Raw genomic sequence first — 24,919 nt, 5'->3', positions numbered from 1 at the left:
TGGTGTTTTCAGAAACACAACATAGACAATATAAATGCGATTAACTTTTCCCAAAAAAGTTTTTAAGTCAAACTAAACAACTCTTTAAAACTAGGAGGTTAACACATTGATTTTTATCGGGGGAATTCATGGTGTAGGTAAATCATTTATTTGTAATAAACTAAAAAGTAAGTTTGATTTAATGCACTTCTCTTCAAGTAATTTAATATCTCAAAAAAAGAAAGAACAGTTCGGGAAGAGTAAAAAAATAAAAAACATTAACCAAAATCAGACTTTCTTACAGGAGGCAATTGATGAGATAAAGTATGAAAATTACTTTTTAGATGGCCATTTTTGTTTACTGAATAAAGAAGGAAAAATAACTAAAATAGATGAAAAAACATTCATTGACTTATCCCCTAAAGCAATAATAGTCTTGACTAATTTAACCAAAACAATAGCTGAAAGACTTAAATGTCGTGATAATATTAGCTATGATATCGATTTACTCGAATCTCTTCAATCTACCGAGATCGAATATTCTGAATACATAGCAAAAAAATTAGAGATTCCTTATTTTTTTTATAATCCAATGTCTTCTACAGAAGATGAATTGTGTCACTTCATAAAGCAACTATTAGACTAAGAATTAGGAGGATATATATGACTAACTACCTTGAGAAAGTTAAAATTAGAGATATTGACATTAACGATCCTTTCTTTGATTCACTTAAAGCAGATTATGATGGATTTGAGAATTGGTTTAAAAGAAAAAAAGATGAAGAAGCCTACGTTCTTTATGAAAAAGGTCTAGTGAATGGGTTTCTCTATTTAAAATACGAAAGTGGGCCTATAACTGACGTTACACCTAATATTCAATGTATAAATGCCTTAAAAATCGGTACATTAAAAATCAATCCTCATGGAACTCGATTAGGTGAACGCTTTATCAAAAAAGCTCTCGACTATGCTATTGCTGGTAAAGTTGATCTTTGTTATGTAACAATATTTGAGAAGCATGATGCACTTGTTAAATTGTTTGAAAAGTACGGTTTTAATAGAGCAGCTGATAAAAATGGTGAATTAGTATTAGTTAAAAATTTTAGAGAAGTAAAAAACAATATATTATTAGATTATCCATTGATAAACACAAGAAATAAGCAAAAATTTTTATTAGCTATATATCCAAAATACCACTCAGTAATGTTTCCTGACTCAATATTAAATAATGAGAATATTGATATTCTAGAAGATGTGACAATTACAAATAGTATTCATAAAACTTATGTGACAACAATGAGAGTAAACCAAGCAAATCCTGGGGACATATTAGTTATGTATCGAACAAGAAGTGAGGGCATGTCTGCCGAATATACAGCGGTGGCTACTTCAGTTTGTATAGTAGAAGAGGTGAAAAGTCAAAAAGAATTTGCTAATTTTGAGGACTTCTATACGTATGCTACCACCTATAGTATTTTTGATAAAGATGACTTAAAATCATGGTATGATCGTGGTCGATGCTATGCAATAAAAATGACCTACAATGCAGCGTTAACCAAAAGATTAATTAGAAAAAAATTAGCGGACGGTATTGGCCTAGATAGAAATACACGTTGGTCATTTATTAAATTATCTGATGAACATTTTAAGCGGATACTAAAAGAAGGTGGAGTAAGTGAAGGTATTGTTATCAATTAAACCTGAATATGTTGAAGAAATCATAAATGGGACAAAAAAGTTTGAATATAGAAAAAGAATTTTCAAAAAAAAAGTTGATTCCGTGATAATATATTCAACAATGCCCGTTGGAAAAATAATTGGTGAATTTACGATTGATAAAATAATAAATGATACACCAATAGAAATATGGAGAAAAACTTCCTCATATTCTGGAATATCAAAAGACTCTTTTTTAGAATATTTTTCTGGTAGAGATGATGGATTTGCTATAAAAATAAAAAGGTTTATCAAGTATGATAAACCAATAAACCCCAGGGATTTTGATAAAGATTTTACCCCCCCCCAATCATATAAGTATTTATCGGGTTTTGATTTAGATGATTATTCAACCAAACAATTACATTTTAATATATAATAAAAGCGAATGCTCCTACTATTAAAAAAGTTGGAGTGTTTTTTTATTAAGAAATTTGTGCTTTAAAATAGATTACTATTCTAACAAAATCCGCAAAACCTTTTATTGTCTTTCAAAGGTACATATAACGTTGTACTATAAAGAGGAACAAATTTAATAGTACATTCAAGCTTAAAATAAAACAGAAAGTTAATACACATTTAATTTTTCCGGCTGAAAGGAGCCAATCATGAACGAAGCGATTTTGTCTAGAAATCATGTGAAGGTGAAAGGCAGCGGCAAAGCATCTATCATGTTCGCACCTGGTTTTGGATGCGATCAAAGCGTGTGGAATGCCGTGGCACCTGCCTTTGAAGAAGATCATCGGGTGATTTTATTTGATTACGTCGGTTCGGGACATTCAGATTTGCGCGCATATGACCTGAATCGTTACCAGACACTTGACGGCTATGCCCAGGATGTTCTTGATGTTTGTGAAGCTTTAGATCTGAAGGAAACCGTGTTTGTGGGTCACTCCGTCGGGGCCTTGATTGGGATGCTTGCATCCATCCGCCGCCCGGAGCTTTTTTCCCATCTGGTGATGGTGGGGCCTTCTCCTTGCTATTTGAATGATCCGCCTGAGTATTACGGAGGATTTGAAGAGGAGCAGCTCCTTGGCTTGCTGGAGATGATGGAGAAAAATTATATCGGCTGGGCGACTGTATTTGCGGCAACCGTTCTGAATCAGCCAGATCGGCCTGAAATTAAGGAAGAGCTTGAAAGCCGTTTTTGTTCTACTGATCCTGTCATTGCCCGCCAATTCGCGAAAGCGGCGTTTTTTTCTGATCACCGAGAGGATCTTTCGAAGGTAACGGTTCCCTCTCTTATTCTCCAATGTGCAGATGATATCATCGCACCTGCAACAGTAGGTAAGTATATGCATCAGCATCTGCCTTATAGCAGTCTGAAACAAATGGAGGCTCGCGGACATTGCCCTCATATGAGCCATCCAGATGAGACGATACAGCTGATCGGCGATTATTTAAAAGCACACGTGTGATATAGGAACGAAAGGGATAGAGGTGACCCTCTTAGATGGACAAACAATTGAATGATGCACCATGCGGTTTCCTCGCTTTGTCAGAAGAGGGGTCGATCATAGCTGCCAACCGTACCCTTATCAAGATTCTGGATTATGAACCGGAGCAGGTTATCGGCCAGCACATGAATATGATGTTGACCATTCCCGCACAGCTTTTCTGCCAGCTTTATTTTTTTCCGCTTTTGAAATTGGAGCATCACATCGAAGAAATATACATTTCCTTGAAAGCAAGAGATGGAGAAGAAATTCCCGTCCTTATCAATGCTATTGCGAGACACGATAGCGAGGCTTCTGTCTTTGATTGTGTTCTTATTCCAATGCGAAAGCGAAATGAATATGAAAATGAGCTGCTGATAGCCAGAAATGAGGCTCAGGAAGCTTTGCTTGCCAAACAGAAAGCCAATGCGGAGTTAAAAATTGCCTTGGAAACGCTTAAAGCAAAACAAGAAGAACTTCTTGAGATCAATAAACAAAATCAACAATTTAAATTAAACACCAAAAGAGAGCTTGAACTCGCCAGAAAGATCCAGAAAAACTCGTTGACTGAACCGATTGTAAACGATCAGGTTCAGATTGACTCTTATTACAACGCATCGAGTGAATTGTCAGGTGATCTTTACGGATATTATCAAATCGATGAACACCGTTACGGCATTATTATCCTTGATGTGATGGGGCACGGAATTTCATCTGCATTGATTACGATGTCTCTTCATCCTTTGTTCCAGCGCCAGATCACGCAAGGTCTCAGCCCCGTTAAAGTTATGAAGGAATTGGACCGGCACCTTCACAGCTTGTTTCAAAATGATGAGGAAGCAAGACATTATTGCACTGCCATTTATCTCGAGATTGATATAGCACGGCAAAGAATTGATTATGTCAACGCAGGGCATCCGCCGGCACTTTGGCAGGACGATAGCGGAACTCAACATCTGCTTCACGCGACCTCGCCTCCGATCGGGATGTTTGAAGACTTAGAGTTTCAGTCAAGCAGCCTTTCATACACGGAGGACGGAAGATTGCTTCTGTATACGGATGGCGTGATGGATCCTGCGGCTTCATGTTATTTATATGATTTACTAAAGGATCAACCTGATTCGCCGATCGCTGACCTGAAGGAGAACATCCTTACATCACTGCAGCATCAAAAGGAAGCTCATCATAAGAGTGATGACGAATGTTTTATATTAGTTGATGTAAAATAAAATGATCCATGAGACATAACAATGATTTGTTACATCTCATGGATTTTTTTGTTTCAGCGTTTCTTTGGAATATGTCCTGACTCCGCATATTGAAACACCTGCAAAGAAGGCAGCGGGTGTCCATTAAAATCAAATAAAGCTTGATTATCTACAGCACTTCCCCCATACCACTTCCCGGCGTCTTCAGGGTCGTATTCAGCAGCATAGCTGGACGCCCACCCTGACCCGTATGTTTCCCATAACACTTTGTTTTTCTCTATCTGTGTCTTCGGCCCGACTGGAATCCACGCCGGCTCCCAGTAGAAAACACCAAGTCCTGCTTTGCCCGTATTCGCCACTGCCTCCATTACATCTCTTACTGCAGTTGCCTGGCCTTGAACAGAAATTGGATATGGCAGCGTCTGCCCGCTTTTTGGTGCTGTATTTCCATGCCCATCGCCATCCTCAGCGGTATAGGTGTACGATGTCTCCGCCACCATGACTTTTTTGCCGTACGTATTGGCAACAGCCTTCAGCACAGAGGTCAAATTTTGTAATGTGCCATGCCAGAAAGGATAATAGGAGCTAGCAAACACATCATAATCCACTTTGTTTTTGCTGAGTGTTTCTGCAATAAATGAATACCTTCCAGCCGTTTCAGGATTGGTAAAATGCAGGGCGACCAAAATATTTGAATTTGTCTCCCTGACCGCTCGGCTTCCTTCATTAAATAATTGGCACATCTTCGTCCAATCAGTCTCACCGGCAAATCCTCCTGTTGTTTCATTTCCGACCTGAACCATGCCGATGTCAAAGCCTTCCTTGATCATCTTTTGCAGGCTTTGTTTCGTATACTCATAGAGCTTTGCTTTTTTTGCTTCAAAGCTGAGATTCGCCCAGGCTTTGGGCACCTTTTGTTTCGCTGGATCGGCCCAGAAATCAGAGTAGTGAAAGTCGGCCAGCACCTTCATTCCGTTCGCTGTCGCTCTTTTTCCGATTTCGATGGCTTTTTGAACATCATTGTTTCCCCCGCCATACCCGTTGCCATTTGAATCATACGGGTGATTCCAGATGCGGACGCGAACATAGTTGACCCCAGCCTGTTTTAAGGTTGTAAAGATGTCCTGACGTTTTCCGCTTGTATTGTAAAAGGTGACACCGCTGTTTTCCAAAGCAATAACGCTGGACACATCTGCCCCTTTGATAAAATCCTTGTTCATCCCCTCTACTTTTTTAACAAAAAGATCCTCTGCCCGAAGCTTTGACACGTGCTTCTCCTTCTCAATGGCAGCGGCATATCCTGTTGAACTACATGCACTCCACACGATGGCAGCCGCAAAGAACAATTTCACTTTGCTTTTCATGATTTCATCCCCCCAAGACTTAGTGAGCGTTTTCATTCTATAGAAAAAAGAATCCGCCCATATCGAGCGGAGCATCAGCCTAATGTGTGTTTACGACAATTCTCACTTCATACTTTTCCATCGTCAGGTCGCCTGACAATATGTCTCCTGTCATTATGTCCTTCACACTCTGATCAAACGTGACCAGCTGTTTTTCTTCCGTGAAATTCATGATAAAAATATAATCATTGTCCTGATCCTGCCTCGCTTGTACGGAGACGCCTTTTCCGTGCCGAACCGGAAAAACTGGAGAAAGAGACAGGTCTGTGATCAGACCCTCATAGAAATCACGCTGAAATTGATCCTCCAAACGCGCGCCGATAAAATACGCCTTGCCCTGCTGATACTCATGGCTTGTGACCGCTGGCGTGCGCGCATAAAAATCTTCTTGATACACCGCTTCCACTGAAGCTGTCTTTACATCAATCACGGTTGCATAATCCTTCATTTCATATATTTGGCTGCGGTAGCTGACAGCGTTTCGATCCTTCGGATACAGGGTGTCCGTTTCAAGAGGCTCAACTCCAAATATAGCTTGAAGATCCGGATGCCATCCGCCTGTGTATGTTAAGTCATGCTCATTCACAACCCCGCTGATATACGTCATGACTAAGGTGCCGCCATCAGCCGTAAACGCTTTTAAACGGGAAATGGTGTCCTCGCTGATTAAATACAGCATCGGGACGATCAGCAGTTTATATGGTGAAAAGTCTTGTTCTTTCGTGATGACGTCGACAGGGATATCGTGTTCCCAGAATGTGCGGTAATGCTGCTGAAGCGTTTGCGGATAACGTTTTGTCGCCTTCGCAAACCCCTGAGCATCCTCGAGCGCCCAATGATTTTCCCAGTCATATAAAATCGCGGTTTGAGCCGTCCTCTTCGTTCCGACAACTTCGGACAGCCGTTCCAATGTCTCGCCTACCTTGGCCACTTCTTGAAAGACGCGGTTCTTCGGGCTATTGTCATGATCCACAACCGCTCCGTGTAATTTTTCTGATGACCCTCGTGATTTGCGGTATTGGAAATAGAGAACGCTGTCCGAGCCGTGGGCAATCATTTGCATGGATGACAGCAGATTCATGCCCGGGCGCTTTGCCTTGTTGACGTTATGCCAATTGACCGCGCTTGGCGTACACTCCATTAATAAGAAAGGCTGCTGCTTCAAGCTTCGGTACAGATCATTGATAAAGCCGACCTTCATCGCCAAATCAGCTGTGCTTTCCCAGTCATTGTGCCAGACAGGATAAGCGTCCCAGCTGATGACATCGACATGCTTTGCAAATTTGCTGTAGTCGAGGCCCTGATACGGGATCAAATCCGGTGTATCAGCCATAAAATTCGTTGTGATAGGGATATCAGGCGTCAATTCTTTCAGCGGAATGATTTCATTTTTATAAAACGAAATCGTTTGATCGGTGACGAACCGGCGCCAATCTAAATTCAGGCCATGCAAGCCATTTTCACCGATCGGCGAAGGGCTTTCAATTTGTGACCAGTCATTGAACGTATGGCTCCAAAAAGGGGTCCACCACGCCTGGTTCAATGTCTTGAGGCTGTTGTCATATTTCGATTTCAGCCACTCCCGGAAAGCATGCTGGCATAGATCACAGTGGCAATCTCCCCCGTATTCGTTTGAAATGTGCCACATTAACAGCGCCGGGTGATGTCCGTATCGTTCTGCTAATAAGCGGTTGATGTGCCGTGTTTTTTCTCGGTAGACTTTAGATGTGAGGCAGTGGTTGTGCCTTCCGCCGTGCAGCTGTTTGACGCGGGAGGCATTGACGCGCAAAACTTCCGGATAGGTTTGCGACAGCCAGGCCGGACGGGCTCCGCTCGGCGTTGCTAATATGACCCGGCCGCCTATACTGTGAATCCGCTCAAAAATATCATCCAGCCATTCAAATTGATATACGCCCTCCTCCGGCTCAAGTGCGCTCCATGCAAAAATGCCGACAGAAAACGTATTCGTATGAGAAAGCTTCATCAGTTTGATATCGTCAGCTAAAATATCGGGCCGATCCAGCCACTGATCGGGGTTGTAGTCTCCCCCATGGAGCATAAATTTCGCTTCTGTTACGTGCGTTTTTTCAAGCTTTGACATCACATTCTCCTCCTTGTTCTCTTAGCCCTTCGTTCCGCCTGCGGTTAATCCGGATACAAAATTCTTTTGCAGCATGATAAAGATAACGGCAACCGGTATGCTGATAAGCAGGGCTCCGGCCGCAAATGTCGTATAGCTGGCCCCCATGACATCATTCACTAAATTGAATAGACCGACGGGCAATGTATATGATTCAGGCGTTCTCAATATGGTTGAGGACAGCACAAAATCTCCGAGCGGACCGGTAAAGCCGTTCATGGCCACGACTGCCGCCATCGGTTTTGATAATGGCAGAATGATCTGGAAGAAGATTCTGGTGCTGCTGGCTCCGTCAATCTTGGCGCTTTCGTCTAAATCCATCGGAATGGAATCCATGTACCCTTTCATCAAATACGTATTCATCGGGATCAGGCCGCCGATATAAAGCAAGATTAGCAGCCAGTGGCTATTGATCATTCCCAAGATTTGCGCCAGCACAAACAAGGCAATTAAAGCTGAAAACTGAGGAATCATCTGGAGCAATAAAAAGAGCGTTAAAGCGTATTTCCTCCCTTTAAACCGAAAGCGCGAAAACGCATAGGCCGTAAACGTCACACAGAGCAAAGACCCTGCCATTGTAAACAGGCTGATCTTCATAGAGTTGACATACCACTGCACATATTGAAGGCTTTCCTTGCCCGCAAATAATTCTTTGTAATGGTCGAATGTCGGATGCTTCGGAATGATGGATGTACTGATTAAGCTGTTGCCGGGATTAAAGCTTGCGCCTGCCGTCCAAAGGAGAGGATAAACAATGATGACCGCCATAAAGGCTAGCAACAAGTAAGAGAAAAGGAGACGGATATATTTTCTGACCTTCATATCTGCCAGCATGCCTTATGCCCCCTCTTTAAAAGACTTTGTCTGTCTGAATTGCCACAATGCGATGGAGATAACAAATACAGATAATAAAATGGTTAAAGCCGCAGCAAGAGAATATTGACTGGACTGCATTGTCAATTTATAAATCCATGAAACGAGGATATCTGTCCCGCCGGCTGTTGATCCGGTTACAGCCGGACCTCCACCATTGAATAGATAGATAATATTAAAGTTATTAAAATTAAACGTAAACTGGGTAATGATAATCGGAGCCATTGCAATGAACACCATTGGAAGCGTGATGTATCTCAACTTTGAAAAGACAGAAGCGCCATCAATCGTAGCTGCTTCATACAGATCGTCCGGGATGGATTGCAATACGCCTGTTGAGACGAGAAAGATGTACGGAAATCCAAGCCAGCCCTGCATGAGAATCAATGCAAGCCTCGACCAATTGGCATCTGTCATCCACGGAAGCGGATCTATCCCGAAGAAAGCCAAGATGTCGTGATTCATCGCACCGAAGCTATCATTAAACAGTCCCGCAAAAATTAAAATCGTCACAAAACCGGGAACGGCCCATGGCAAAATCAGAATCGTCCGAAAAAAACGTTTAAACCGAAGGTCTTTCTGGTTAACAATGATCGCGAGAAAAATCCCCAATGTGACTTGCAGTGTGGATGCAGCAAGTGTCCAAACCACCGTCCAAGCCAGTACATCAAAAAAAGTCGACCTCCAAATATCAACTGTGAAAATATTTGCGAACGTTTGAAAACCGACCCAATCAATTAATTTTGCAGGAGGAGAATGATACAAATCATAGTTTGTAAACGCTAATGCAAAGCTGAATAAGATAGGAAAGATCACGGCGAAAATTAAAATAAACAAAGATGGGCCGCTGACGACATAAGGATAGCCCTCAGAAATGATATGCTGGTATTGTTCCTTTAAGGAACTTAATGGCTTATTTTCATCACGTTGTTTTCCGCTTTGGAACGCATCGCGAAGATTTACATAATACACCGCAAGGCCAAAGCAGGTCACGATGACAGCAATAATCCCTTCCGCCAGCAGAAAAACGGAATTATCCCGCGGCACTTCTGTTCCCAGTGTAAAGATTCCCCAAAACCCCATATTGAGCAGATCTCCAAAGACCGCAAAAAACGATGCGCCTAAGAAAAGAAAGACAATACCTTTTATCCATTGCTTGTTATAAAATTGCCCGAGTCCCGGAATGATAGAAAGCAACAAAGCGACTTGACGATGCTGCACCGTTTTCACCTCTCTTACAATACAAATCTAGCTTTCTCTTTATTTTCCGCTGTGCTTTGCCTTAATTTGTCCTTTGGCCGTTTCAGCTGCTTGATCCAATGCTTGTTTCGGATCTGCCTTCCCTGTTGCAACCGTCTGTAATGCTGAATCAGCCGGCGTCCATATTTCATTCATTTCCGGAATATTTGGGGTTGGCTCTGAGAAACGGGATTGTTCAGTAACAGCCCGTGCCGCCTCGCTTTTCATAATAGCCGGGTCATTGGCTAGGGATTTCACAGCAGGAACTTCTTTCGTTTCTTCATATCGTGTTTTAGAATTTTTTTCATTTGCCAGAAAAACGGCTAATTCTTGCGCCAGCTCTTCATTCTTTGAAAATGCACTAACGTTGTAGCTTTTGACGCCGATAAAGGAGCTCATGTTTTTCCCATTTTCCAGCTTCGGCAGTTTCGTAATGCCATAATTGATTCCTGCTTTTGAAAAAGCTTCTACATTCCATGGCCCAGAGATAATTGCGGCGGCTTTTCCTTCTGTGAACAGCGATTCCAATACGTTAATCCCTTGTTCTCCAATAATGCCAGCCGGGAACAGGCCATCTTTGTAAAACTTCTGAATCAGCGCCGCACCTTTGACAGCTCCTTCATTATTAATTCCAATGTCTGACGGGTTATAGCTCCCATCTTTGGCCTTTCCAAAAATGTATCCGCCATATCCGCTCATCACACTTTCTGCATAATAAATTTGATCAAATAGGGCTAAAAAGCCAAATTGGCTGCCATTAGCAGTCTTTTTGGAATAGTCGTACCACTCTTCCAGCGTTTTGGGCAATTCCTTTTCGGAGATGAGATCTTTGTTGTAAAAAAGGACAGTCGTTTCGACCGCTTTTGGCAGTCCATAAAGCTTTTGATCTACCATTTGAGACTGAATGGAAGCGTCAGTATAAAGTGATTGAACGTCTTTTTTGACATGTAATTCCTTGAGTAATCCTTCCGTGACAGCGGTTCCGATTTGGTCCCCTGGCATTGTTAACACGTCAGGGCCTGTGCCGGCCGGTCCGTCCATTCGCAAATCTTCAATCTGCTTGGCATACGGTTTTTCAACGACTTTGACCTTCACATCATGCTCTTTTTCAAACGCAGCAACGGCGTCTTTAATGCCGATGCTCTTTTCTTTATCCTCCCATACAACAAGCTCTGACCCTTTTGAACTCGATTTGGCGCTGCTGCTTTCCTTTGGGCCGCAAGCCGCCAAGGATAAACTGACAGCTGCGCAGAGCATGAATACGGAACACTTTTTTGCCATTTTCATTGATTGTCACCCTTTCGGTAGGAATGAAAGCGCTTTAAAGATAATATAGCATGCCTGAGAAAATGTGTAAACAAACTATTTACTTCATAGAGTAAATTTTTTTACCTAAATAAAAAATGACTTAGTGTCCTAAGTCATCCTTCATTCATACTCTTCCTGACGATTAATTCTGCGCCCACATATAATGTTTTTACCGTTCTTCTCTTGTCCTGCACTTGTTCAAGCAGTAATTGAACAGCATTTTTACATAATTCATGTATATCAATATGAAACGTCGTCAGAGGAGGCGAGACATACTTCGCGAAGCTGATGTTGTTGATACTCACAATGCTTACCCTGTTTGGTATGGCAATTCCTTTTTCGTTCAGGGCTTGCAGACAGCCCACTGCAATCGGGTCCGCTGCAATCATAAAAGCAGTCGGAAGCTGATCGCCTAATGTGTCGATCGCTGCTGACATCAGGCGGTAGCCGTTTTCTACAGAGAATCCGCGATGACAGAAAATATAGCGCTCGTCCAGCATGGCTTTTTCCCTCATATAGGATCTGAAGGTTTGTTCACGGATGTCCATTTCATCCTGATTGGTATTCGGATTTTTGTATGTGCCGCCGATAAAACCGATGCTCTTATGCCCCTTCTCAGTCAGGATGTTTACCGTCTTCCTTGTCATTTGTGCCAAATCGGGCCTTACCGAGTCAAAATGATCGGGATCAGGAGTTGAATCGATGAACACGCCGTTTTCAGTGAGATTTCTGAGGAAAGCCAGCTCTTCATCTGAAAATGTGCCGACGGCAATAAACCCTTCCGTATGTTCAGGAATGCTCTCGATTCCATCCGCTATTTTATAAGTGGTCATATCGACATTGAATGCTTTCGCCAGTTTCTCTACTTCTAATCTCATCGTTTTAAAATAGACATCTTCTAATTCTTCTTTATCTGTCAGCCAATATAAAAACGCAATATGTTTCACCAGCGGCCTTACTGTTTTTTTGCGGTAATTGAGCTTTTCCGCCGCTTCATAGATTTTCTCCCGTGTCTCATCAGGAACAGAAAGGCTTTCATCGTTATTTAAAACGCGGGAAACGGTTGAGATTGAAAATCCCGCTTCCTGCGCGATATCTTTAATTGTCGCCATTGTATCTGCCTCCATTATTCAGCTCGCATTGTTTTAGTAAAATATTTTACTTTCTTTTTCACAAATGTCAAGTGCACAAAGCCCTCTGGCTGCCATGTAAAAAGACTGAACCATTTGCGGCTCAGTCTCAGTTGTTCGTATCATTCGGAACCGGCGGAATTGCCCGGGAAATGAGTTGGTTATTGCACATTTTCCTCGAAATATCCCGAAAGCACATCTTCCACATTCGTCAAATGCGCCAGCATGGCGGCTTCCGCCTGTGCACCGTTCCCGGCAGCCACAGCATTGTAAATCCGTTCGTGCTCCTCATACAGCCGCTGAACGGAGGTCTTCTTGGAAAACAGCCAGATTTTCCTCGTTTCCCTCATTGTTTCCAGCAGCAATGATGACACGTGATTCATCAAGTGTTTAAGAAGTTCATTTTGAGAAGCGTCCGCAAGCGCAAGATGAAATGCAAAGTCTGCTTTCTCTCCCAGCTCCCCGTCCGCTTCAATGCTGCCCATTTCCTTTAGTGCATCATGAATTCTTTTGAGATCTGCTTCTGTCCTTTTTTCAGCCGCTAGTGAAGCCACGCCGATTTCAAGCAGTTTTCTGACCTCGAGCAGCTGCTTGACGTCCTCTTTTTTCATCAGAAGGGCGGCTGAGAGCGGCTGAGAAATTTGATTGAGCTCAAATTCCTTCAGATACGTGCCTTCTCCCTGTTTCATTTCGACAAGCCCCATCGCCTTTAGCGCAGAAAGTGCTTCGCGAACCGCTGAACGGCTGACTTGAAAGCTCTCAGCAAGCGCCTGAACAGAGTCCAGTTTATCCCCAGGCTTCAATTCGCCGTTTTTGATCATATCTAATAGTGCATCCGCTACTTCTTCATATATTTTTTTTGTTTTAATCTGTTTGTATTTCAATGCAATTCACCCCGTAACTTGTAGGTCTGGCTGTTTACGATCTATTATACTCTGTTTTGTGGGCAGCCAAAAGATTTTGACTATTTTGTCAAAAAGTCTTGTACTTTGATTTTTTTCAAAATATAATGCTAGGTAACTGGTCTTATTACCCAGTCATCAGATGATCATATCATCTATGGAAACCGCTTACATATGGCGCCAGTTTATGTTTTAAGGAGGGGTTTGGGATGCAATGGACACAGGCATATACGCCTATAGGGGGAAATTTGCTATTATCAGCGCTTGCCGCACTTGTACCGATTATTTTCTTTTTTTGGGCACTCGCGATTAAACGGATGAAGGGGTATACAGCTGGCTTGGCCACATTGGGGATCGCCCTTATCATTGCTGTATTGGTTTATCGGATGCCGGCGGAAAAAGCGCTGATGTCCGCGACACAAGGAGCCGTATACGGATTGTTGCCGATCGGCTGGATCATTGTGACGTCTGTTTTTTTGTATAAAATCACTGTGAAAACGGGACAGTTTGATATCATTCGCAGCTCTGTTCTCTCGATTACTGATGACCGACGGCTTCAAGCTCTCTTGATCGCTTTTTCATTCGGGGCTTTTTTAGAAGGGGCAGCAGGCTTCGGAGCGCCGGTCGCCATTTCTGCCGCGCTGCTGGTCGGTCTCGGCTTTAATCCTCTTTATGCTGCGGGGATCTGTTTGATCGCCAATACGGCGCCGGTTGCCTTTGGGGCGATTGGGATTCCAATTACAGCCGTAGAAGGGCCGACAGGGATTCCGGCGATGGAGATTTCGCAAATGGTCGGGCGGCAGCTGCCGTTTTTATCCGTATTTATTCCTCTTTATTTAATCATCATCATGAGCGGGTTCAGGAAAGCCTTGGAAATCTGGCCGGCGATTCTCGTATCCGGTGTTTCCTTTGCTGTTGTTCAATATCTCAGTTCCAATTTTTTAGGGCCTGAGCTGCCCGATGTTTTGTCAGCTCTTGTTTCAATGGCTGCGCTTGCTGTGTTTTTGAAATGGTGGAAGCCGAAAACAGCATTCCGGTTTGCCGGTGAACAAGAGTCGGCCGCCTCAATTGAAACGGCGCGCACAAGTCCGGCGGCGCCTGCATACAGCGGCGGACAGATTTTTAAGGCTTGGTCGCCATTTCTGCTGCTGACGGCGATGATTTCCGTATGGGGCATTCCATCTGTCAAATCTGCACTGACCGGGCATTATGAAGGCTCTGCGGCGTTCTTGAAGTGGCTGAATGCTGTTGGAGAAAAACTGACTTTTGCCCCCGGTGTGCCTTTTTTGAACAATCAGATTGTCAATGCTGACGGTACGCCGATTGAGGCGGTTTACAAGCTTGAGGTGCTTGGTTCGGCCGGCACCGCGATATTGATTGCCGCAGTGCTGTCAAAGTTCATCACGGCGATTTCGTGGAAAGACTGGGGAACCGTTTTTAAAGAAACAGTCCAGGAATTGAAGCTTCCGATTTTGACCATCGCTTCTGTCGTTGGTTTTGCCTATGTCACCAACTCCTCGGGAATGAGCACGACACTCGGGATGACACTCGCGCTGACAGGTTCGATGTTTACCTTCTTTTCGCCCGTCCTCGGCTGGCTCGGCGTCTTCATTACCGGCTCGGATACTTCCGCCAACCTGCTGTTCGGCAACCTGCAGAAAGTCACCGCATTATCAGTCGGCATGGACCCCGTTCTGTCTGTGGCCGCCAATTCTTCAGGCGGTGTCACAGGAAAAATGATTTCGCCGCAGTCGATAGCGGTGGCGTGCGCTGCCGTAGGACTCGCCGGAAAGGAGTCAGATCTTTTCCGCTTTACCATTAAACACAGTCTGTTTTTGCTGCTGCTCGTTTGTATCATCACCTTTTTGCAGCATCACATATTCAGCTGGATGATTCCTTAAAAAAATCCTCCCGTCTAGGGAGGATTTTATTTATATCGCTTTCTCGCTGCCGATGACGGAATATTCATTTGGTCGCGATATTTTGCCACGGTGCGTCTCGAGATTTGGATGCCATGTTGTTCATACAGCAAATCGACAAGCTTTTGGTCTGAAAGCGGTTTTGTTTTGTCCTCTTGATTGATCAGGTTTTCCAGATGCGTTTTGACTGCATAATTCGACGCATCTCCATCACCTGAAGCCTCGGCTTTTGCTGAGAAAAAGAGTTTCATCTCAAACAGCCCGTAAGGCGTTTGTATTGTTTTCCCTTTAATGGCCCGGCTCACAGTTGATTCATGAAGGCTTAGACAGTCCGCCACCTCTCTGAGAGTCAGCGGCTTCATTGCGCTTCGCCCTTTCAGAAAGAAATCCTTTTGGCGTGTGATCAGTTCATTGATAATTCTCGTGATTGTCTGTTTTCGCTGCCGCAGCGCGCGGCTCAGCCAGCGCCACTCCTGATATTTCGCAGATAAATAGGAGACAGTATCCTGACAGGAGCCGGATGATAAAAGCGTTCTGTACTGCGGATGCAGATCGATCTCGGGAAACGAGCGGGTATTCAGTTCCGCTGCAATGTGCCCGTTTTTTACGGTGATAAAAATATCAGGCTCAATATACACATCTTGCTCTGGCCGGGCAAACAGAAGGCCAGGTCTAGGATGAAGAGCCGCGATATCATCTGAGATATCTTGAATAGTATGAAGCGGAATTCCTGTCTCCACTGAAAGCGCTTTCCATTTTTTTTGTGCAAAAGCATCAAAATGAGCTGAAACCAGCATTTCCGCTTGTTCATTTCTGTTCGGCAGCCGCTGTAATTGAAGAAGGATGCATTCCTGCAAAGATCTCGCGCCGATTCCAGCCGGTTCTAACGACTGGAGTTTTGCCAAAACAGCCTCCGTTTCCTTAGCCGATACAGATAGGCGCCGTGCTGCCTCCTCCACATCTTCTTCCAAGTACCCGTTTGAATCAAGCGAATGAATCAGATAATTAAAAATCTTTTTTTCAGTGTTGGTCAGATTCATATCGAGTGACTGCTGTTTTAACGCATCCTGCAATGTTTTTTGCGGATTACTTAATTGAAGGCCCGCTTCCTGTGCATTCATCCTGTTTTTGTTTGTTTTATGGTAAGATAGTGGCGGTGTGTCTGTTTCCTTTCGTTCAATAAGAGGGTTTTCCAGTGAGAGCTCATCAATGTACTCGGCGAGTTCTGCCGAATGATAGCCAAGCAGCGTGATGGCCTGCCTGAGCTCCTGTGTCAGTTGAGGCTTTAATACTTGTACTTGCTGAAGTTTCATATCCATCATGCTCACTCCCCTTTCTTCATTGTACATGATTGAGATCACACCGTATACATTTATGAAAAAGGAGCTGCCAAAGAAATGTCTGAACTTTTTTCCGTCCCTTATTTTATTGAGAATTTAAAACAGCATATTGAAATGAATCAGTCTGAGGATAAAATCCACGCGATGAACAGCTACTACCGTTCCGTTGTCTCAACACTCGTGCAGGACCAGCTGACGAAAAACGCAGTTGTCCTGAAACGGATTCAGCATTTAGATGAAGCATACAACAAAGTCAAACGTGGAGAATCAAAATAAACCTTCCGCTCACATGTGAGCAGGAAGGTTTTCCTTCTTTGAGGCGTGTTGGATGAGATGGGTGCTTGGCACGCCTTCCATCCAGGTATGAAAGTAATTGGCGTTTTTCCCGTAGGAATTATCAATGACCGTGTTTTCTTTTTGAAGAAGAGAAGACAAGATGTGTCCGTGCAGCCTTGACGTTTCCACCGATTCGTAACGGCTGAAAAACCGAATCGCTTTTTGGACGATATAATCCGAGTATTTTTCCCATATATACGCAATGGGCAAAGGGTTGCCTGCTTTTTTATTCAAGACGTTCAGCGTTTGGAGAAAAGCAATCGTCCGGCGGTCTGAAGCTGACAGCACCGTGCGCCAGTCGTAGCTTTCCGCTTCTGCGTGTTCCTGAAGCGCCTGGTTTGCTTCATGATCTGTTCGGATAAATCTCAGCTTTTGATTGGACGGCTGCTGCGTGGGAATGACGGGAAACAGCTGATGAGCCATATCAGGCAGAAGCTGAATGTGATTTGTTGTAAAATAGGCCTGTGCCGTAGCATAGGAGGCTTTTTCCCTTGTCATGATGTGAAGGTTCGCATGCTTAGAAAATATCTCTGCCGTCCGTTTGAGGTTGTCTTTGTTTTGAAAATAAATCGATTGCGGCAGGATCACAATTTTGTGGTTCGGATAGGTTTGGACGATTTTCTCTCTAAAGCCTTGATAATACGGATACAGATCCCCGAAGTTTCCGCCTCCCTGGCAGACGATGATGAGATGAGGATCCAGCTTTCGCCCGACTGGAAAATTGTCAGGATTCCAGCGTTTTCTGACCCGAATCCCGTGTTCTTTAAAGAAAGCTTCTGTTCCTTTCATAATAAATAAATCCCCTACATTTCCGTATAGAGGATAGTCAGCATATATAATCTCTGATTGTTTCGGTATGACGTCGAGCAGCCCGGACAGTTTCTGTTTCAGGCTGATCATCGAATGCTTGCTGTCCATTTCTTCACCTCGGCAGTTTGGAATAAGCGCAGTAGCACTTCAATGACCCGGTCTTGCTCATCTTCTGTCATATTGGACCCCGATGGGAGACAGATTCCTCGCTTGAACAAATCTTCGCATACGCTTCCTGTATCTTCATGAGAATAAAATAAAGCCGGATCGAATAGCGGCTGGGTATGGAGCGGCTTCCACAGCGGACGGGCTTCAATGTTTTCTTCAGCAAGACGTTGAACTACGTCATATGGGCTGAGCCCGTTATCAAGTGTGAGCGTGGTGAGCCAGCGATTGGATACGCCTGCTGCGTACTCCGGCATAAAGCGGACGCCGTCTATGTGACCGAGCGCATTTTTGTATCTCGTGAAAATGGTCCTTCTTGTCTCCACTCGCTCATCCAGCACCTCAAGCTGGGCAATGCCGACGCCGGCTAAGATATTGCTCAGCCTGTAATTATGTCCAATTTGACTGTGCTGATAATGAACAGCCGGTTCTCGTGCCTGCGAAGCGAGAAATCTTGCTTTTTCAATTGCGGCTTCATCATTTGAAACGAGCATCCCTCCCCCTGATGTGGTAATGATTTTGTTCCCGTTAAATGAAAAAATGCCGAAGCGCCCGAATGTTCCGCTTTGCTTCCCTTTATAGACTGTTCCGAGAGATTCGGCTGCGTCCTCAATGACAGGAACTCCGTATGCATCGCACAGGCTTACGATTTCATCCATTTTCGCGCTCTGCCCATATAGATTGACGGCAATAACCGCTTTTGGCAGTGTTCCGTTTCTTTTCGCTTCCTCCAATGCTCTTTCAAGGGCTGTCGGCGACATATTCCACGTATCAGGCTCAGAATCAATAAAGACGGGCACCGCTTTTTCATATAAAATCGGATTGGCGGTTGCTACAAATGTGAAGGACTGGCAAAACACGCTGTCACCTTCTTTTACCTCAAGCAAACGCAGGGCGAGATGAATCGCCGCCGTTCCTGAGCCGACCGCAGCGGCTGCTTTTACACCGACTCGTTCTGCCAGCTGTTCTTCAAATGAATTCACGAGCGGCCCAAGCGGCGCGATCCAGTTTGAGCGAAAGGCTTCTGAAATATAGTGCTGCTCCCTGCCGCTCATATGAGGGGGAGATAAGTAGATTTTTTTATGCATAGAATCATCCTTTGTTTGATGTTTGAATGGAAGAAATGATGCGTGCCGGAGCACCGGCCGCCGTTACCCTGTCCGGTATGGGACGGATCACCGCGGAGCCGGCGCCGACAATGCTCCAAGCCCCGATTGTGATCTGCGGTATGACGGATGCACCAGTTCCGACGTGAGCGCCTTCCTGAACGGAAACCGCTCCTGACAGCGTGACACGCGGGGACAGATGAACGTAATCGCTGATTTGATTATCGTGCTCTGCCACTGCACCCGTATTGATGATGCAATGAGCGCCGATGCGCGCATCCGCCTGAATGATCGCGCCCGCCATAATCACTGTCCCTTCCCCAATGACAGCCGACCTGCTGACGATGGCTGACGGGTGAATCAATGTAATAAAATCATCTTTCCTCAGTCCCAGTCGCTCCGCCAGCTGTTTTCTGACACTGTTATTCCCAACAGCAATCAGAAACAGCACATCAGGAATGAGCCTGCGCAGTTCAGTAACGGCTTCCGGCGGTCCTGTGTACCATTCTTTTCCGCCTTCGAACGTTTTGAATTTATCATCCAGCACCGCGGCTAAGCGCGTATCTGAGCGGGCGTTTATCAGCTCTCTGATCACCTTTCCGTGTCCGCCGTCACCCACAATGGCCACGTTTTTCATGAGGACACATCTCCGCTTCCGGTAAACCGTTCCGCGGTCACATGATTGGTTTGCTGAATCCCTTCTGAAACAAGGACCTTTCGCACCGTCAAACATAAAATTTTCAAATCGAGAAAAAATGACCGGTTGTCAACGTACCAAACATCTAATTCAAATTTCTTTTCCCAGGAAATCGCGTTTCTGCCATTGATTTGCGCCCAGCCTGTGATACCCGGCTTCACCTCATGGCGCCGTGCCTGTTTTTCTGTATAAAGAGGCAGATAGTCCATCAAAAGCGGCCGCGGCCCGACAAGGCTCAGATCGCCCTTCAGGACATTCAGGAGCTGCGGAAGCTCATCAATGCTCAGCTTTCTGATCAGCCTGCCCGTTTTCGTCAGCCGGACTTCATCGGGCAGCAGATTTCCCTCACTGTCCCGTTCATCCGTCATTGTCCGGAACTTATATAGGGTGAACGGTTTGCCGTGCAGGCCCGGCCTTACTTGCTTAAAGAAGACAGGTGATCCTATTTTCAGCCTGACAACGGCGATGGTGAACAGAATGATCACACTTGTACAGCACAACAAAAAAATGGCGGCCGTCAGATCAAAAAGTCGTTTCAGGATCAAAGATTCACAGCTCCTTTCGTTTTTCGAAACCGTTTTAATACCAGCTGTCTTTCCTCTTTTGTACAAACGAGCATAAAAGCGAAAACAGCGTAGCAAAAGCTGACTGTCACTCCCGTCGCTATCAATGACGGCCAGCTGTCAATCTTCACAACGAACTGAATTGCCTTACAGACCGCCCAGGCAAATACAGCGGCTGAAAGAAGCCCGATGATGCCTTTAAAGAACACGTGCTTTTTGTAGCCTGTAATGCGGGATACGTAAAGCGGCGTAAAGATGGCATTTTTTAAAATAAGAGAAATGGCCCCTGCCAATGTTATGCCGTACAGACCGAGATGAGCCGGCCCGCTCAGCGTGACCGCCAGCACCACATTCACCGCACCTAACAGCAGGGTAACAATCGCCGGTGTTTTTTGTTGATTAAAAGCGGTCCATATATAAAACAGCGGCATAAAGGCGAGGCTGACAACCAAGTATCCGGCATGAATAAATAAAAGCGGTGCTATCGTTGAAAAGGACGGTCCGAGCCAGATTGTCAGAAAAGGTCCCGCCAATCCGCCCAATAAGGCAGCAGGAAGTGCAAGCAAAAGACCATTGAGCCTTACTGCCTTATTGGCGTAATTCATCAATCCTTCCATATCGCCTTTTGAATAATATGAAGTCATGATGGGCGCAAACAGGGATGCGACCGTTCCGGCCAAGCTGCGCAAAAGCAGCGGAAACTGGATAATCGCCGCGTATTTCCCGGATGCGGACGCCCCAAGCATCAAATTGGCGGTTAACAGATCAATCTGCAAAAAAAGCAGGACGCCGATTTGATTGACGGAGCTCCATGCGCCCGCTTGAAACAGCTCCTTGCTAGTGCGGAATGAAAGATCCTTCATACGAAACGAAAACCACGGAATCAGCTTTTTGAAGAAATAGAAAGACAGCACAGACGCAATAACAGCACCAGCTAAAGCTGCAAGCTGGATCTGCCAGATTTTCGGCGCAAAGCATGCAAACAGGAGCAGCACAGACAGCACCCGTATAAGCATTTGCACCGCCTGAATGGAACTGGTGATATAAAGGCGGTTGGCATAAAATGGTGCAGCACCGAAACCCGCCATCAGAAACGTTAAAATAAACAGCAAACTGCCGATTAAAATCGACAAACGCACATCTGCCAAAAGCGCTTGCGGCACATTCATGACGCGGTCAATAAAAAAAGCCGAACCCGCAAGCGGCAGCAAGAGCAGCAATGAAATCAAAACAGAGGCCGCTAAATAATTGCTGATATACGCATTTGCTTTCTCCCGCTCTCCCCTGTGGGCAGCAACAGAAAAGAACCGAACGACAACCGAGCTGAGCGCCACGGTAATAACCGAAAAGTAATTAATCACATTTTGTGTCAAGTGAACAAAGCCAAACGCTTCCACACCGAGCGTTTTGACAATAAAAGGCGTCATCCAAACCGATAGGAAAACGGACAACAGAAAAGCCGTGAGATTAGCGGTGAAGTTTATTGTGAATTTCATGCTTGCTTCGCACTGCCTTTCATTATCCCCCGATGCTCGAAAAACAGCTTGATGAGAAAAGTGAGCCGCCATTTACACAGTGCTAATACCAAGCGCTCTCCTCTTAATAATTTCTCAAACGGTGTATGTCTGACAGCCTGCCGCACCATGTCATAGGATAAAATCTGTCTGATCTTCTTTTTGATGTCTTTCGGCGAATTCGGAGAAGCACAGGCATTTGCCAAAAGCATCGGAAGCTGGTGCCTGCAAATGTACACATTCAAATCTTCTTGGCATGCGCCTGCTAAGCCATAGTGATTGTAGAATGCGATTTTAGCTTGATATTGTTTTTGAAGATGTTCATCCATCGCCGGTTTATAAGGGATTTCTGTCAGGCTGTTCGGGTTTTCACGATAAATGTACAATCCCTCATCAAGCATTTTCACCCGCTCCGCTTCGCAAAAAGCGGACAAATTGAAGGGAGAGTCTTCGGCAAAACGGATGTCTTCATCAAACATCAGATTCGCCCTATCAAAAAGCTCACGGCGGTAAAGATAACGCCATACATACCAGATAAATCTCGTTTCGTGAGCATGTTTAAGCCGTTCAGTCATTTCTGGTTTCGTCAGCACGCGGTTTGCCTCAAGCTGCGGCGGCACATATGTCCGCCTGTCCGATGACTGTTTGTAAAAACCGCATCCGACGATGTCGAGCCGATTTTCCTCCGCTTCTTCAGCCAGTCTCTGGAACATGGCGGATGATACATAATCGTCTCCGTCTACAAAGCCGATGTAAGTGCCCCGCGCGGCCTTTATTCCCGTATTTCGCGCTGAACTAAGCCCGCCGTTTGCCTGATGAATGACCCGGATTCTCGCATCCCGTTTTGCATAATCCTCTGCAATTTCGCCTGAACGATCCGGTGTTCCGTCATTCACGAGGATGATTTCAATATCAGAAAGCGTTTGACGAAGCAAAGAATCAATGCACTCCCCTATAAATGGTTCAACATGATACATCGGGACAATAATGCTGACGAGCGGGGTCATTGCGCTTCACCGCTGATTTTGTCACGCAGACCTTTAAAATACACATCTCTCGGAAAGCCTGCACGGGGTGTTTCTTTTGTTAAAAGCTCATTGACTGCGGCTGTTACGCGCTCTGGCTCCGGATGTTCTATCAGCTTCATGAACGGGATGTCTTTAAGCCATTGATAGCCCTCCATCACCTTATGGTCAAAGGAGCGAATGACAACACACGGCGTTCCTGTCAGCGCGCAAAAAATCATGCCATGAAGCCTGTCAGTGACGACGGCTTCTGCGCTTTGCAGCTTAGACCACAGCGCTTCAAGTTCTTGTTCGCGTGTATCGCGGCTGACCCGGCGCCCGATCGTTGTCGTAAAGGGTTTGATCTCGCTGAATTCCTCAAATAACGCAGCTTTGACTCGGTTCCTCTGCTCCTCCTGAAGCACGCTTTCCTGATCCTCGCGCAAACACATATAAACCCCTTCGCGTTCTGCGGGGGTCTTGCTTCTATCTAAATACAGCACCATGTCCGGCTGCTTCAAAATTGTTTTTTCTTGAAAATGCTGTTTCATAAATTGATACGTTGTTTCATCCCGCGCCATCAGCAACAGGCCGGGGTGCGCATTATAAATTTTCTGTGCCCGTTTCAGCTCTTTGCGCCCTTTTTTCGTGTCAGAAAAATGAGCCGTTGCCGGAAGCTGGACAACCCGATAGTCATGGAATGTTTTAATGATGAAGCGGCGCGTCCACTCCTCATAACGGTATATATCCCCCATGTTTCCGCCGCCGATGATAAAGACCATATCCTCCGGATGGCGCGAGCGGATCAGGCTTTTTGCTGATTTGTAAATGTCCTTCATATCAACCTCGACGATGTCAAAGTCCGGGTATTCTTGCTCAAGAAATGCCTTGCTGGCATAAGCAATTGCGTGATCTCCCAAATTGTCATGGGACGGCAGCAGGGTCAGTATGATTTTTTTCTGATGTGCTGCGGCCTTTACCGGCTGATCTGCCGCTCCCAGCCAATATTGGGACGGGTATTTGACCTTTAGCAGCAGCCATTCTGCAAAATTGATTTTCAACGATTGTAACGACATGTCCTCACCCTCTGTTTCTCATTTTGTACTCGATCACCCGCTGATACACAGCCGATGCCATCGCGACGAACGGAATCATTCTGTATTTCGCCATCAGAAGCAGGCATGACCGTTTTGTGTCAAAAGGAGCGGTACCCGTTTTTGAAAGACTTTCTTGAAACACCGGGTCCGCGCATATCACGCCAACATTTCTAAGCTTTTCAAACAGCCGGCGGCTGCCGCTCGTTTTCCATTCATTCAGCATGCAGATGCTGCTGTGAAGAACGATAAAGGTATCAAGCTCCTTGCGATACTCCTCCAGTTTGTTGTTCTCCTGTAAAAACGCCGCATTCGCCTCATACAGCGCAAGTCCTGATTCAAACAATTTTTTCTGATAGCGCTGCACAATGGAGGAAAGGTGAATTCGATAATGATAGAGCGGCGTTTTTACGTAGGATACTGAGCGGGCGAAAAAGTGAGCCCTGAAGCTGAAAAACTGATCCTCGACATGCTCCAGCTCGCCTCGGAGCGGAAACGACAGCCGATGGGCTTCAATCATGCTTCTTCTGTACAGTTTGTTCCATGAAAACCCTCTGACCTTCCCTTCGAATAACGCCTTGATATAGTGCTCCTTCGGCTGATCCTGATAGGTTTGGGCAATGTCAGAGTCCATGGTTTTGCCAGTGTCCTCAAACTCTGCGGCATAATTGCAAATGACCAGATCAGTTTCATCGCCTGCTGCCCGGAGCATCTGCTCGCAATAATCAGGTTCGATCCAATCGTCTGAATCGATAAACGCGATAAATTCGCCGCGTGCTGCCTCAATGCCTTTATTCCGAACCGCACCGAGACCCTGGTTCTCCTGATGAATCACCTTGAACCTGTTGTCCATTTTGGCGTATTCTTCTGCGATATCCGGGCTGGCGTCTTGAGAACCGTCATTGACGATGATGATTTCAATATTGTCCACTGTCTGGTTCCGCAGGGATTCGAGACACGTTCTGATATATGTTTCTGTGTTATAAACAGCGACTAACAGACTAACCGCAGATGTTTCCATAATGACCGGCTCCTCT

23 protein-coding genes are annotated in these 24,919 nt (G+C 45.1%); 7 read left to right on the top strand and 16 right to left on the bottom strand.

Going from position 1 to position 24,919, the window contains the following annotated elements; translation table 11 throughout:
* Positions 1 to 106: 106 nt before the first annotated feature.
* The 5 genes from PUN35_RS18930 (at position 107) to rsbP (ending at position 4,360) form a co-directional block, all read left to right on the top strand.
* Positions 107 to 625 (top strand): ATP-binding protein, encoded by a 519-nt coding sequence (locus tag PUN35_RS18930; RefSeq protein ID WP_014480930.1) that lies wholly within the window; start codon positions 107 to 109, stop codon positions 623 to 625.
* Between the two features lie 17 nt (positions 626 to 642).
* Complete coding sequence (locus PUN35_RS18925) at positions 643 to 1,677, top strand: hypothetical protein (protein ID WP_014480931.1); 1,035 nt, start codon at positions 643 to 645, stop codon at positions 1,675 to 1,677.
* Positions 1,655 to 2,074: an ASCH domain-containing protein gene (locus PUN35_RS18920; protein ID WP_014480932.1), complete on the top strand. Its 420-nt coding sequence runs from the start codon at positions 1,655 to 1,657 to the stop codon at positions 2,072 to 2,074. The genes PUN35_RS18925 and PUN35_RS18920 overlap by 23 nt, the downstream gene beginning before the upstream one ends.
* Before the next feature lie 229 nt (positions 2,075 to 2,303).
* The gene (gene rsbQ, locus PUN35_RS18915; RefSeq protein ID WP_003228292.1) at positions 2,304 to 3,113 is read left to right on the top strand and encodes a sigma factor SigB/phosphatase RsbP regulator RsbQ; all 810 of its coding nucleotides are present in this window, start codon (positions 2,304 to 2,306) and stop codon (positions 3,111 to 3,113) included.
* A gap of 35 nt (positions 3,114 to 3,148) precedes the next feature.
* On the top strand, positions 3,149 to 4,360 hold the full coding sequence (rsbP, locus tag PUN35_RS18910) for a phosphoserine phosphatase RsbP (RefSeq protein ID WP_014480933.1): 1,212 nt from the start codon (positions 3,149 to 3,151) through the stop codon (positions 4,358 to 4,360).
* Between the two features lie 53 nt (positions 4,361 to 4,413).
* On the opposite strand, the gene ganB is transcribed toward rsbP, so the two are convergent.
* The 7 genes from ganB to lutR all read right to left on the bottom strand — a co-directional run bounded on the left by ganB (position 4,414) and on the right by lutR (position 13,316).
* Positions 4,414 to 5,703: an arabinogalactan endo-beta-1,4-galactanase gene (gene ganB / locus PUN35_RS18905; RefSeq protein WP_014480934.1), complete on the bottom strand. Its 1,290-nt coding sequence runs from the start codon at positions 5,701 to 5,703 to the stop codon at positions 4,414 to 4,416.
* A 79-nt stretch (positions 5,704 to 5,782) separates the two neighbouring features.
* On the bottom strand, positions 5,783 to 7,846 hold the full coding sequence (gene ganA / locus PUN35_RS18900) for a beta-galactosidase GanA (protein WP_072592560.1): 2,064 nt from the start codon (positions 7,844 to 7,846) through the stop codon (positions 5,783 to 5,785).
* Between the two features lie 18 nt (positions 7,847 to 7,864).
* The gene (ganQ, locus tag PUN35_RS18895) at positions 7,865 to 8,716 is read right to left on the bottom strand and encodes a galactooligosaccharide ABC transporter permease GanQ (RefSeq protein WP_014478026.1); all 852 of its coding nucleotides are present in this window, start codon (positions 8,714 to 8,716) and stop codon (positions 7,865 to 7,867) included.
* 3 nt (positions 8,717 to 8,719) lie between these two features.
* Positions 8,720 to 9,976 carry a galactooligosaccharide ABC transporter permease GanP gene (gene ganP / locus PUN35_RS18890; RefSeq protein WP_014480936.1) on the bottom strand — a complete coding sequence of 419 codons (1,257 nt, stop codon included), beginning with the start codon at positions 9,974 to 9,976 and terminating at the stop codon, positions 8,720 to 8,722.
* A gap of 39 nt (positions 9,977 to 10,015) precedes the next feature.
* A complete protein-coding gene (gene ganS / locus PUN35_RS18885; RefSeq protein ID WP_014480937.1) occupies positions 10,016 to 11,281 on the bottom strand; it encodes an arabinogalactan oligomer ABC transporter substrate-binding protein GanS in 1,266 nt (421 codons plus the stop codon).
* Between the two features lie 134 nt (positions 11,282 to 11,415).
* The gene (gene ganR / locus PUN35_RS18880; RefSeq protein WP_014480938.1) at positions 11,416 to 12,414 is read right to left on the bottom strand and encodes a galactan degradation operon transcriptional regulator GanR; all 999 of its coding nucleotides are present in this window, start codon (positions 12,412 to 12,414) and stop codon (positions 11,416 to 11,418) included.
* 179 nt (positions 12,415 to 12,593) lie between these two features.
* Complete coding sequence (gene lutR, locus PUN35_RS18875; RefSeq protein WP_014480939.1) at positions 12,594 to 13,316, bottom strand: L-lactate utilization/bacilysin biosynthesis transcriptional regulator LutR; 723 nt, start codon at positions 13,314 to 13,316, stop codon at positions 12,594 to 12,596.
* 227 nt (positions 13,317 to 13,543) lie between these two features.
* On the opposite strand from lutR, the gene lutP reads away from it, so the two are divergent.
* Positions 13,544 to 15,235: an L-lactate permease LutP gene (gene lutP / locus PUN35_RS18870; RefSeq protein ID WP_014480940.1), complete on the top strand. Its 1,692-nt coding sequence runs from the start codon at positions 13,544 to 13,546 to the stop codon at positions 15,233 to 15,235.
* 26 nt (positions 15,236 to 15,261) lie between these two features.
* Here the strand turns inward: lutP and rpoN are convergent, their stop codons facing one another.
* The gene (gene rpoN / locus PUN35_RS18865; protein ID WP_033881237.1) at positions 15,262 to 16,572 is read right to left on the bottom strand and encodes an RNA polymerase factor sigma-54; all 1,311 of its coding nucleotides are present in this window, start codon (positions 16,570 to 16,572) and stop codon (positions 15,262 to 15,264) included.
* A 78-nt stretch (positions 16,573 to 16,650) separates the two neighbouring features.
* Between rpoN and yvfG the strand changes: the two genes are divergently transcribed.
* Positions 16,651 to 16,869 carry a protein YvfG gene (yvfG, locus tag PUN35_RS18860; protein WP_003219905.1) on the top strand — a complete coding sequence of 73 codons (219 nt, stop codon included), beginning with the start codon at positions 16,651 to 16,653 and terminating at the stop codon, positions 16,867 to 16,869.
* A 9-nt stretch (positions 16,870 to 16,878) separates the two neighbouring features.
* Here the strand turns inward: yvfG and PUN35_RS18855 are convergent, their stop codons facing one another.
* The 8 genes from PUN35_RS18855 to PUN35_RS18820 are packed head-to-tail and all read right to left on the bottom strand — an operon-like array spanning position 16,879 to position 24,903.
* Positions 16,879 to 17,847: a polysaccharide pyruvyl transferase family protein gene (locus tag PUN35_RS18855; protein ID WP_014480942.1), complete on the bottom strand. Its 969-nt coding sequence runs from the start codon at positions 17,845 to 17,847 to the stop codon at positions 16,879 to 16,881.
* Positions 17,826 to 18,992, bottom strand: a complete 1,167-nt coding sequence (locus PUN35_RS18850; protein WP_014480943.1) for a DegT/DnrJ/EryC1/StrS family aminotransferase — start codon at positions 18,990 to 18,992, stop codon at positions 17,826 to 17,828. Before PUN35_RS18850 ends, PUN35_RS18855 begins: the two co-directional genes overlap by 22 nt.
* A 4-nt stretch (positions 18,993 to 18,996) precedes the next feature.
* On the bottom strand, positions 18,997 to 19,647 hold the full coding sequence (locus PUN35_RS18845; protein WP_014480944.1) for an acetyltransferase: 651 nt from the start codon (positions 19,645 to 19,647) through the stop codon (positions 18,997 to 18,999).
* A complete protein-coding gene (locus PUN35_RS18840) occupies positions 19,644 to 20,252 on the bottom strand; it encodes a sugar transferase (protein ID WP_014480945.1) in 609 nt (202 codons plus the stop codon). Before PUN35_RS18840 ends, PUN35_RS18845 begins: the two co-directional genes overlap by 4 nt.
* Positions 20,249 to 21,766: an MATE family efflux transporter gene (locus tag PUN35_RS18835; RefSeq protein WP_033881234.1), complete on the bottom strand. Its 1,518-nt coding sequence runs from the start codon at positions 21,764 to 21,766 to the stop codon at positions 20,249 to 20,251. The genes PUN35_RS18840 and PUN35_RS18835 overlap by 4 nt, the downstream gene beginning before the upstream one ends.
* Positions 21,763 to 22,791: a glycosyltransferase gene (locus PUN35_RS18830; RefSeq protein ID WP_014480947.1), complete on the bottom strand. Its 1,029-nt coding sequence runs from the start codon at positions 22,789 to 22,791 to the stop codon at positions 21,763 to 21,765. The genes PUN35_RS18835 and PUN35_RS18830 overlap by 4 nt, the downstream gene beginning before the upstream one ends.
* Positions 22,788 to 23,864 carry a polysaccharide pyruvyl transferase family protein gene (locus PUN35_RS18825; protein ID WP_014480948.1) on the bottom strand — a complete coding sequence of 359 codons (1,077 nt, stop codon included), beginning with the start codon at positions 23,862 to 23,864 and terminating at the stop codon, positions 22,788 to 22,790. The genes PUN35_RS18830 and PUN35_RS18825 overlap by 4 nt, the downstream gene beginning before the upstream one ends.
* Before the next feature lie 4 nt (positions 23,865 to 23,868).
* Positions 23,869 to 24,903 (bottom strand): glycosyltransferase family 2 protein, encoded by a 1,035-nt coding sequence (locus PUN35_RS18820; protein ID WP_014480949.1) that lies wholly within the window; start codon positions 24,901 to 24,903, stop codon positions 23,869 to 23,871.
* Positions 24,904 to 24,919 lie beyond the last annotated feature (16 nt).

It is taken from the genome of Bacillus sp. N3378-2at (assembly GCF_033412715.1).
GTDB lineage: Bacteria > Bacillota > Bacilli > Bacillales > Bacillaceae > Bacillus > Bacillus subtilis.
This window is presented reverse-complemented; position numbering and strand designations above follow the sequence as displayed.

What these genes read in the sequence shown, in the direction of transcription:
- yvfG (WP_003219905.1), top strand. Translation starts at nt 16,651, where the DNA reads ATGTCTGAACTTTTTTCCGTCCCTTATTTTATTGAGAATTTAAAACAG.
- rsbP (WP_014480933.1), top strand. Translation starts at nt 3,149, where the DNA reads ATGGACAAACAATTGAATGATGCACCATGCGGTTTCCTCGCTTTGTCA.
- lutP (WP_014480940.1), top strand. Translation starts at nt 13,544, where the DNA reads ATGCAATGGACACAGGCATATACGCCTATAGGGGGAAATTTGCTATTA.
- ganB (WP_014480934.1), bottom strand. Translation starts at nt 5,703, where the DNA reads ATGAAAAGCAAAGTGAAATTGTTCTTTGCGGCTGCCATCGTGTGGAGT.
- PUN35_RS18855 (WP_014480942.1), bottom strand. Translation starts at nt 17,847, where the DNA reads ATGGACAGCAAGCATTCGATGATCAGCCTGAAACAGAAACTGTCCGGG.
- ganR (WP_014480938.1), bottom strand. Translation starts at nt 12,414, where the DNA reads ATGGCGACAATTAAAGATATCGCGCAGGAAGCGGGATTTTCAATCTCA.
- PUN35_RS18825 (WP_014480948.1), bottom strand. Translation starts at nt 23,864, where the DNA reads ATGTCGTTACAATCGTTGAAAATCAATTTTGCAGAATGGCTGCTGCTA.
- ganS (WP_014480937.1), bottom strand. Translation starts at nt 11,281, where the DNA reads ATGAAAATGGCAAAAAAGTGTTCCGTATTCATGCTCTGCGCAGCTGTC.
- ganQ (WP_014478026.1), bottom strand. Translation starts at nt 8,716, where the DNA reads ATGCTGGCAGATATGAAGGTCAGAAAATATATCCGTCTCCTTTTCTCT.
- PUN35_RS18845 (WP_014480944.1), bottom strand. Translation starts at nt 19,647, where the DNA reads ATGAAAAACGTGGCCATTGTGGGTGACGGCGGACACGGAAAGGTGATC.
- PUN35_RS18835 (WP_033881234.1), bottom strand. Translation starts at nt 21,766, where the DNA reads ATGAAATTCACAATAAACTTCACCGCTAATCTCACGGCTTTTCTGTTG.
- PUN35_RS18850 (WP_014480943.1), bottom strand. Translation starts at nt 18,992, where the DNA reads ATGCATAAAAAAATCTACTTATCTCCCCCTCATATGAGCGGCAGGGAG.
- PUN35_RS18925 (WP_014480931.1), top strand. Translation starts at nt 643, where the DNA reads ATGACTAACTACCTTGAGAAAGTTAAAATTAGAGATATTGACATTAAC.
- PUN35_RS18820 (WP_014480949.1), bottom strand. Translation starts at nt 24,903, where the DNA reads ATGGAAACATCTGCGGTTAGTCTGTTAGTCGCTGTTTATAACACAGAA.
- rsbQ (WP_003228292.1), top strand. Translation starts at nt 2,304, where the DNA reads ATGAACGAAGCGATTTTGTCTAGAAATCATGTGAAGGTGAAAGGCAGC.
- rpoN (WP_033881237.1), bottom strand. Translation starts at nt 16,572, where the DNA reads ATGGATATGAAACTTCAGCAAGTACAAGTATTAAAGCCTCAACTGACA.
- PUN35_RS18830 (WP_014480947.1), bottom strand. Translation starts at nt 22,791, where the DNA reads ATGACCCCGCTCGTCAGCATTATTGTCCCGATGTATCATGTTGAACCA.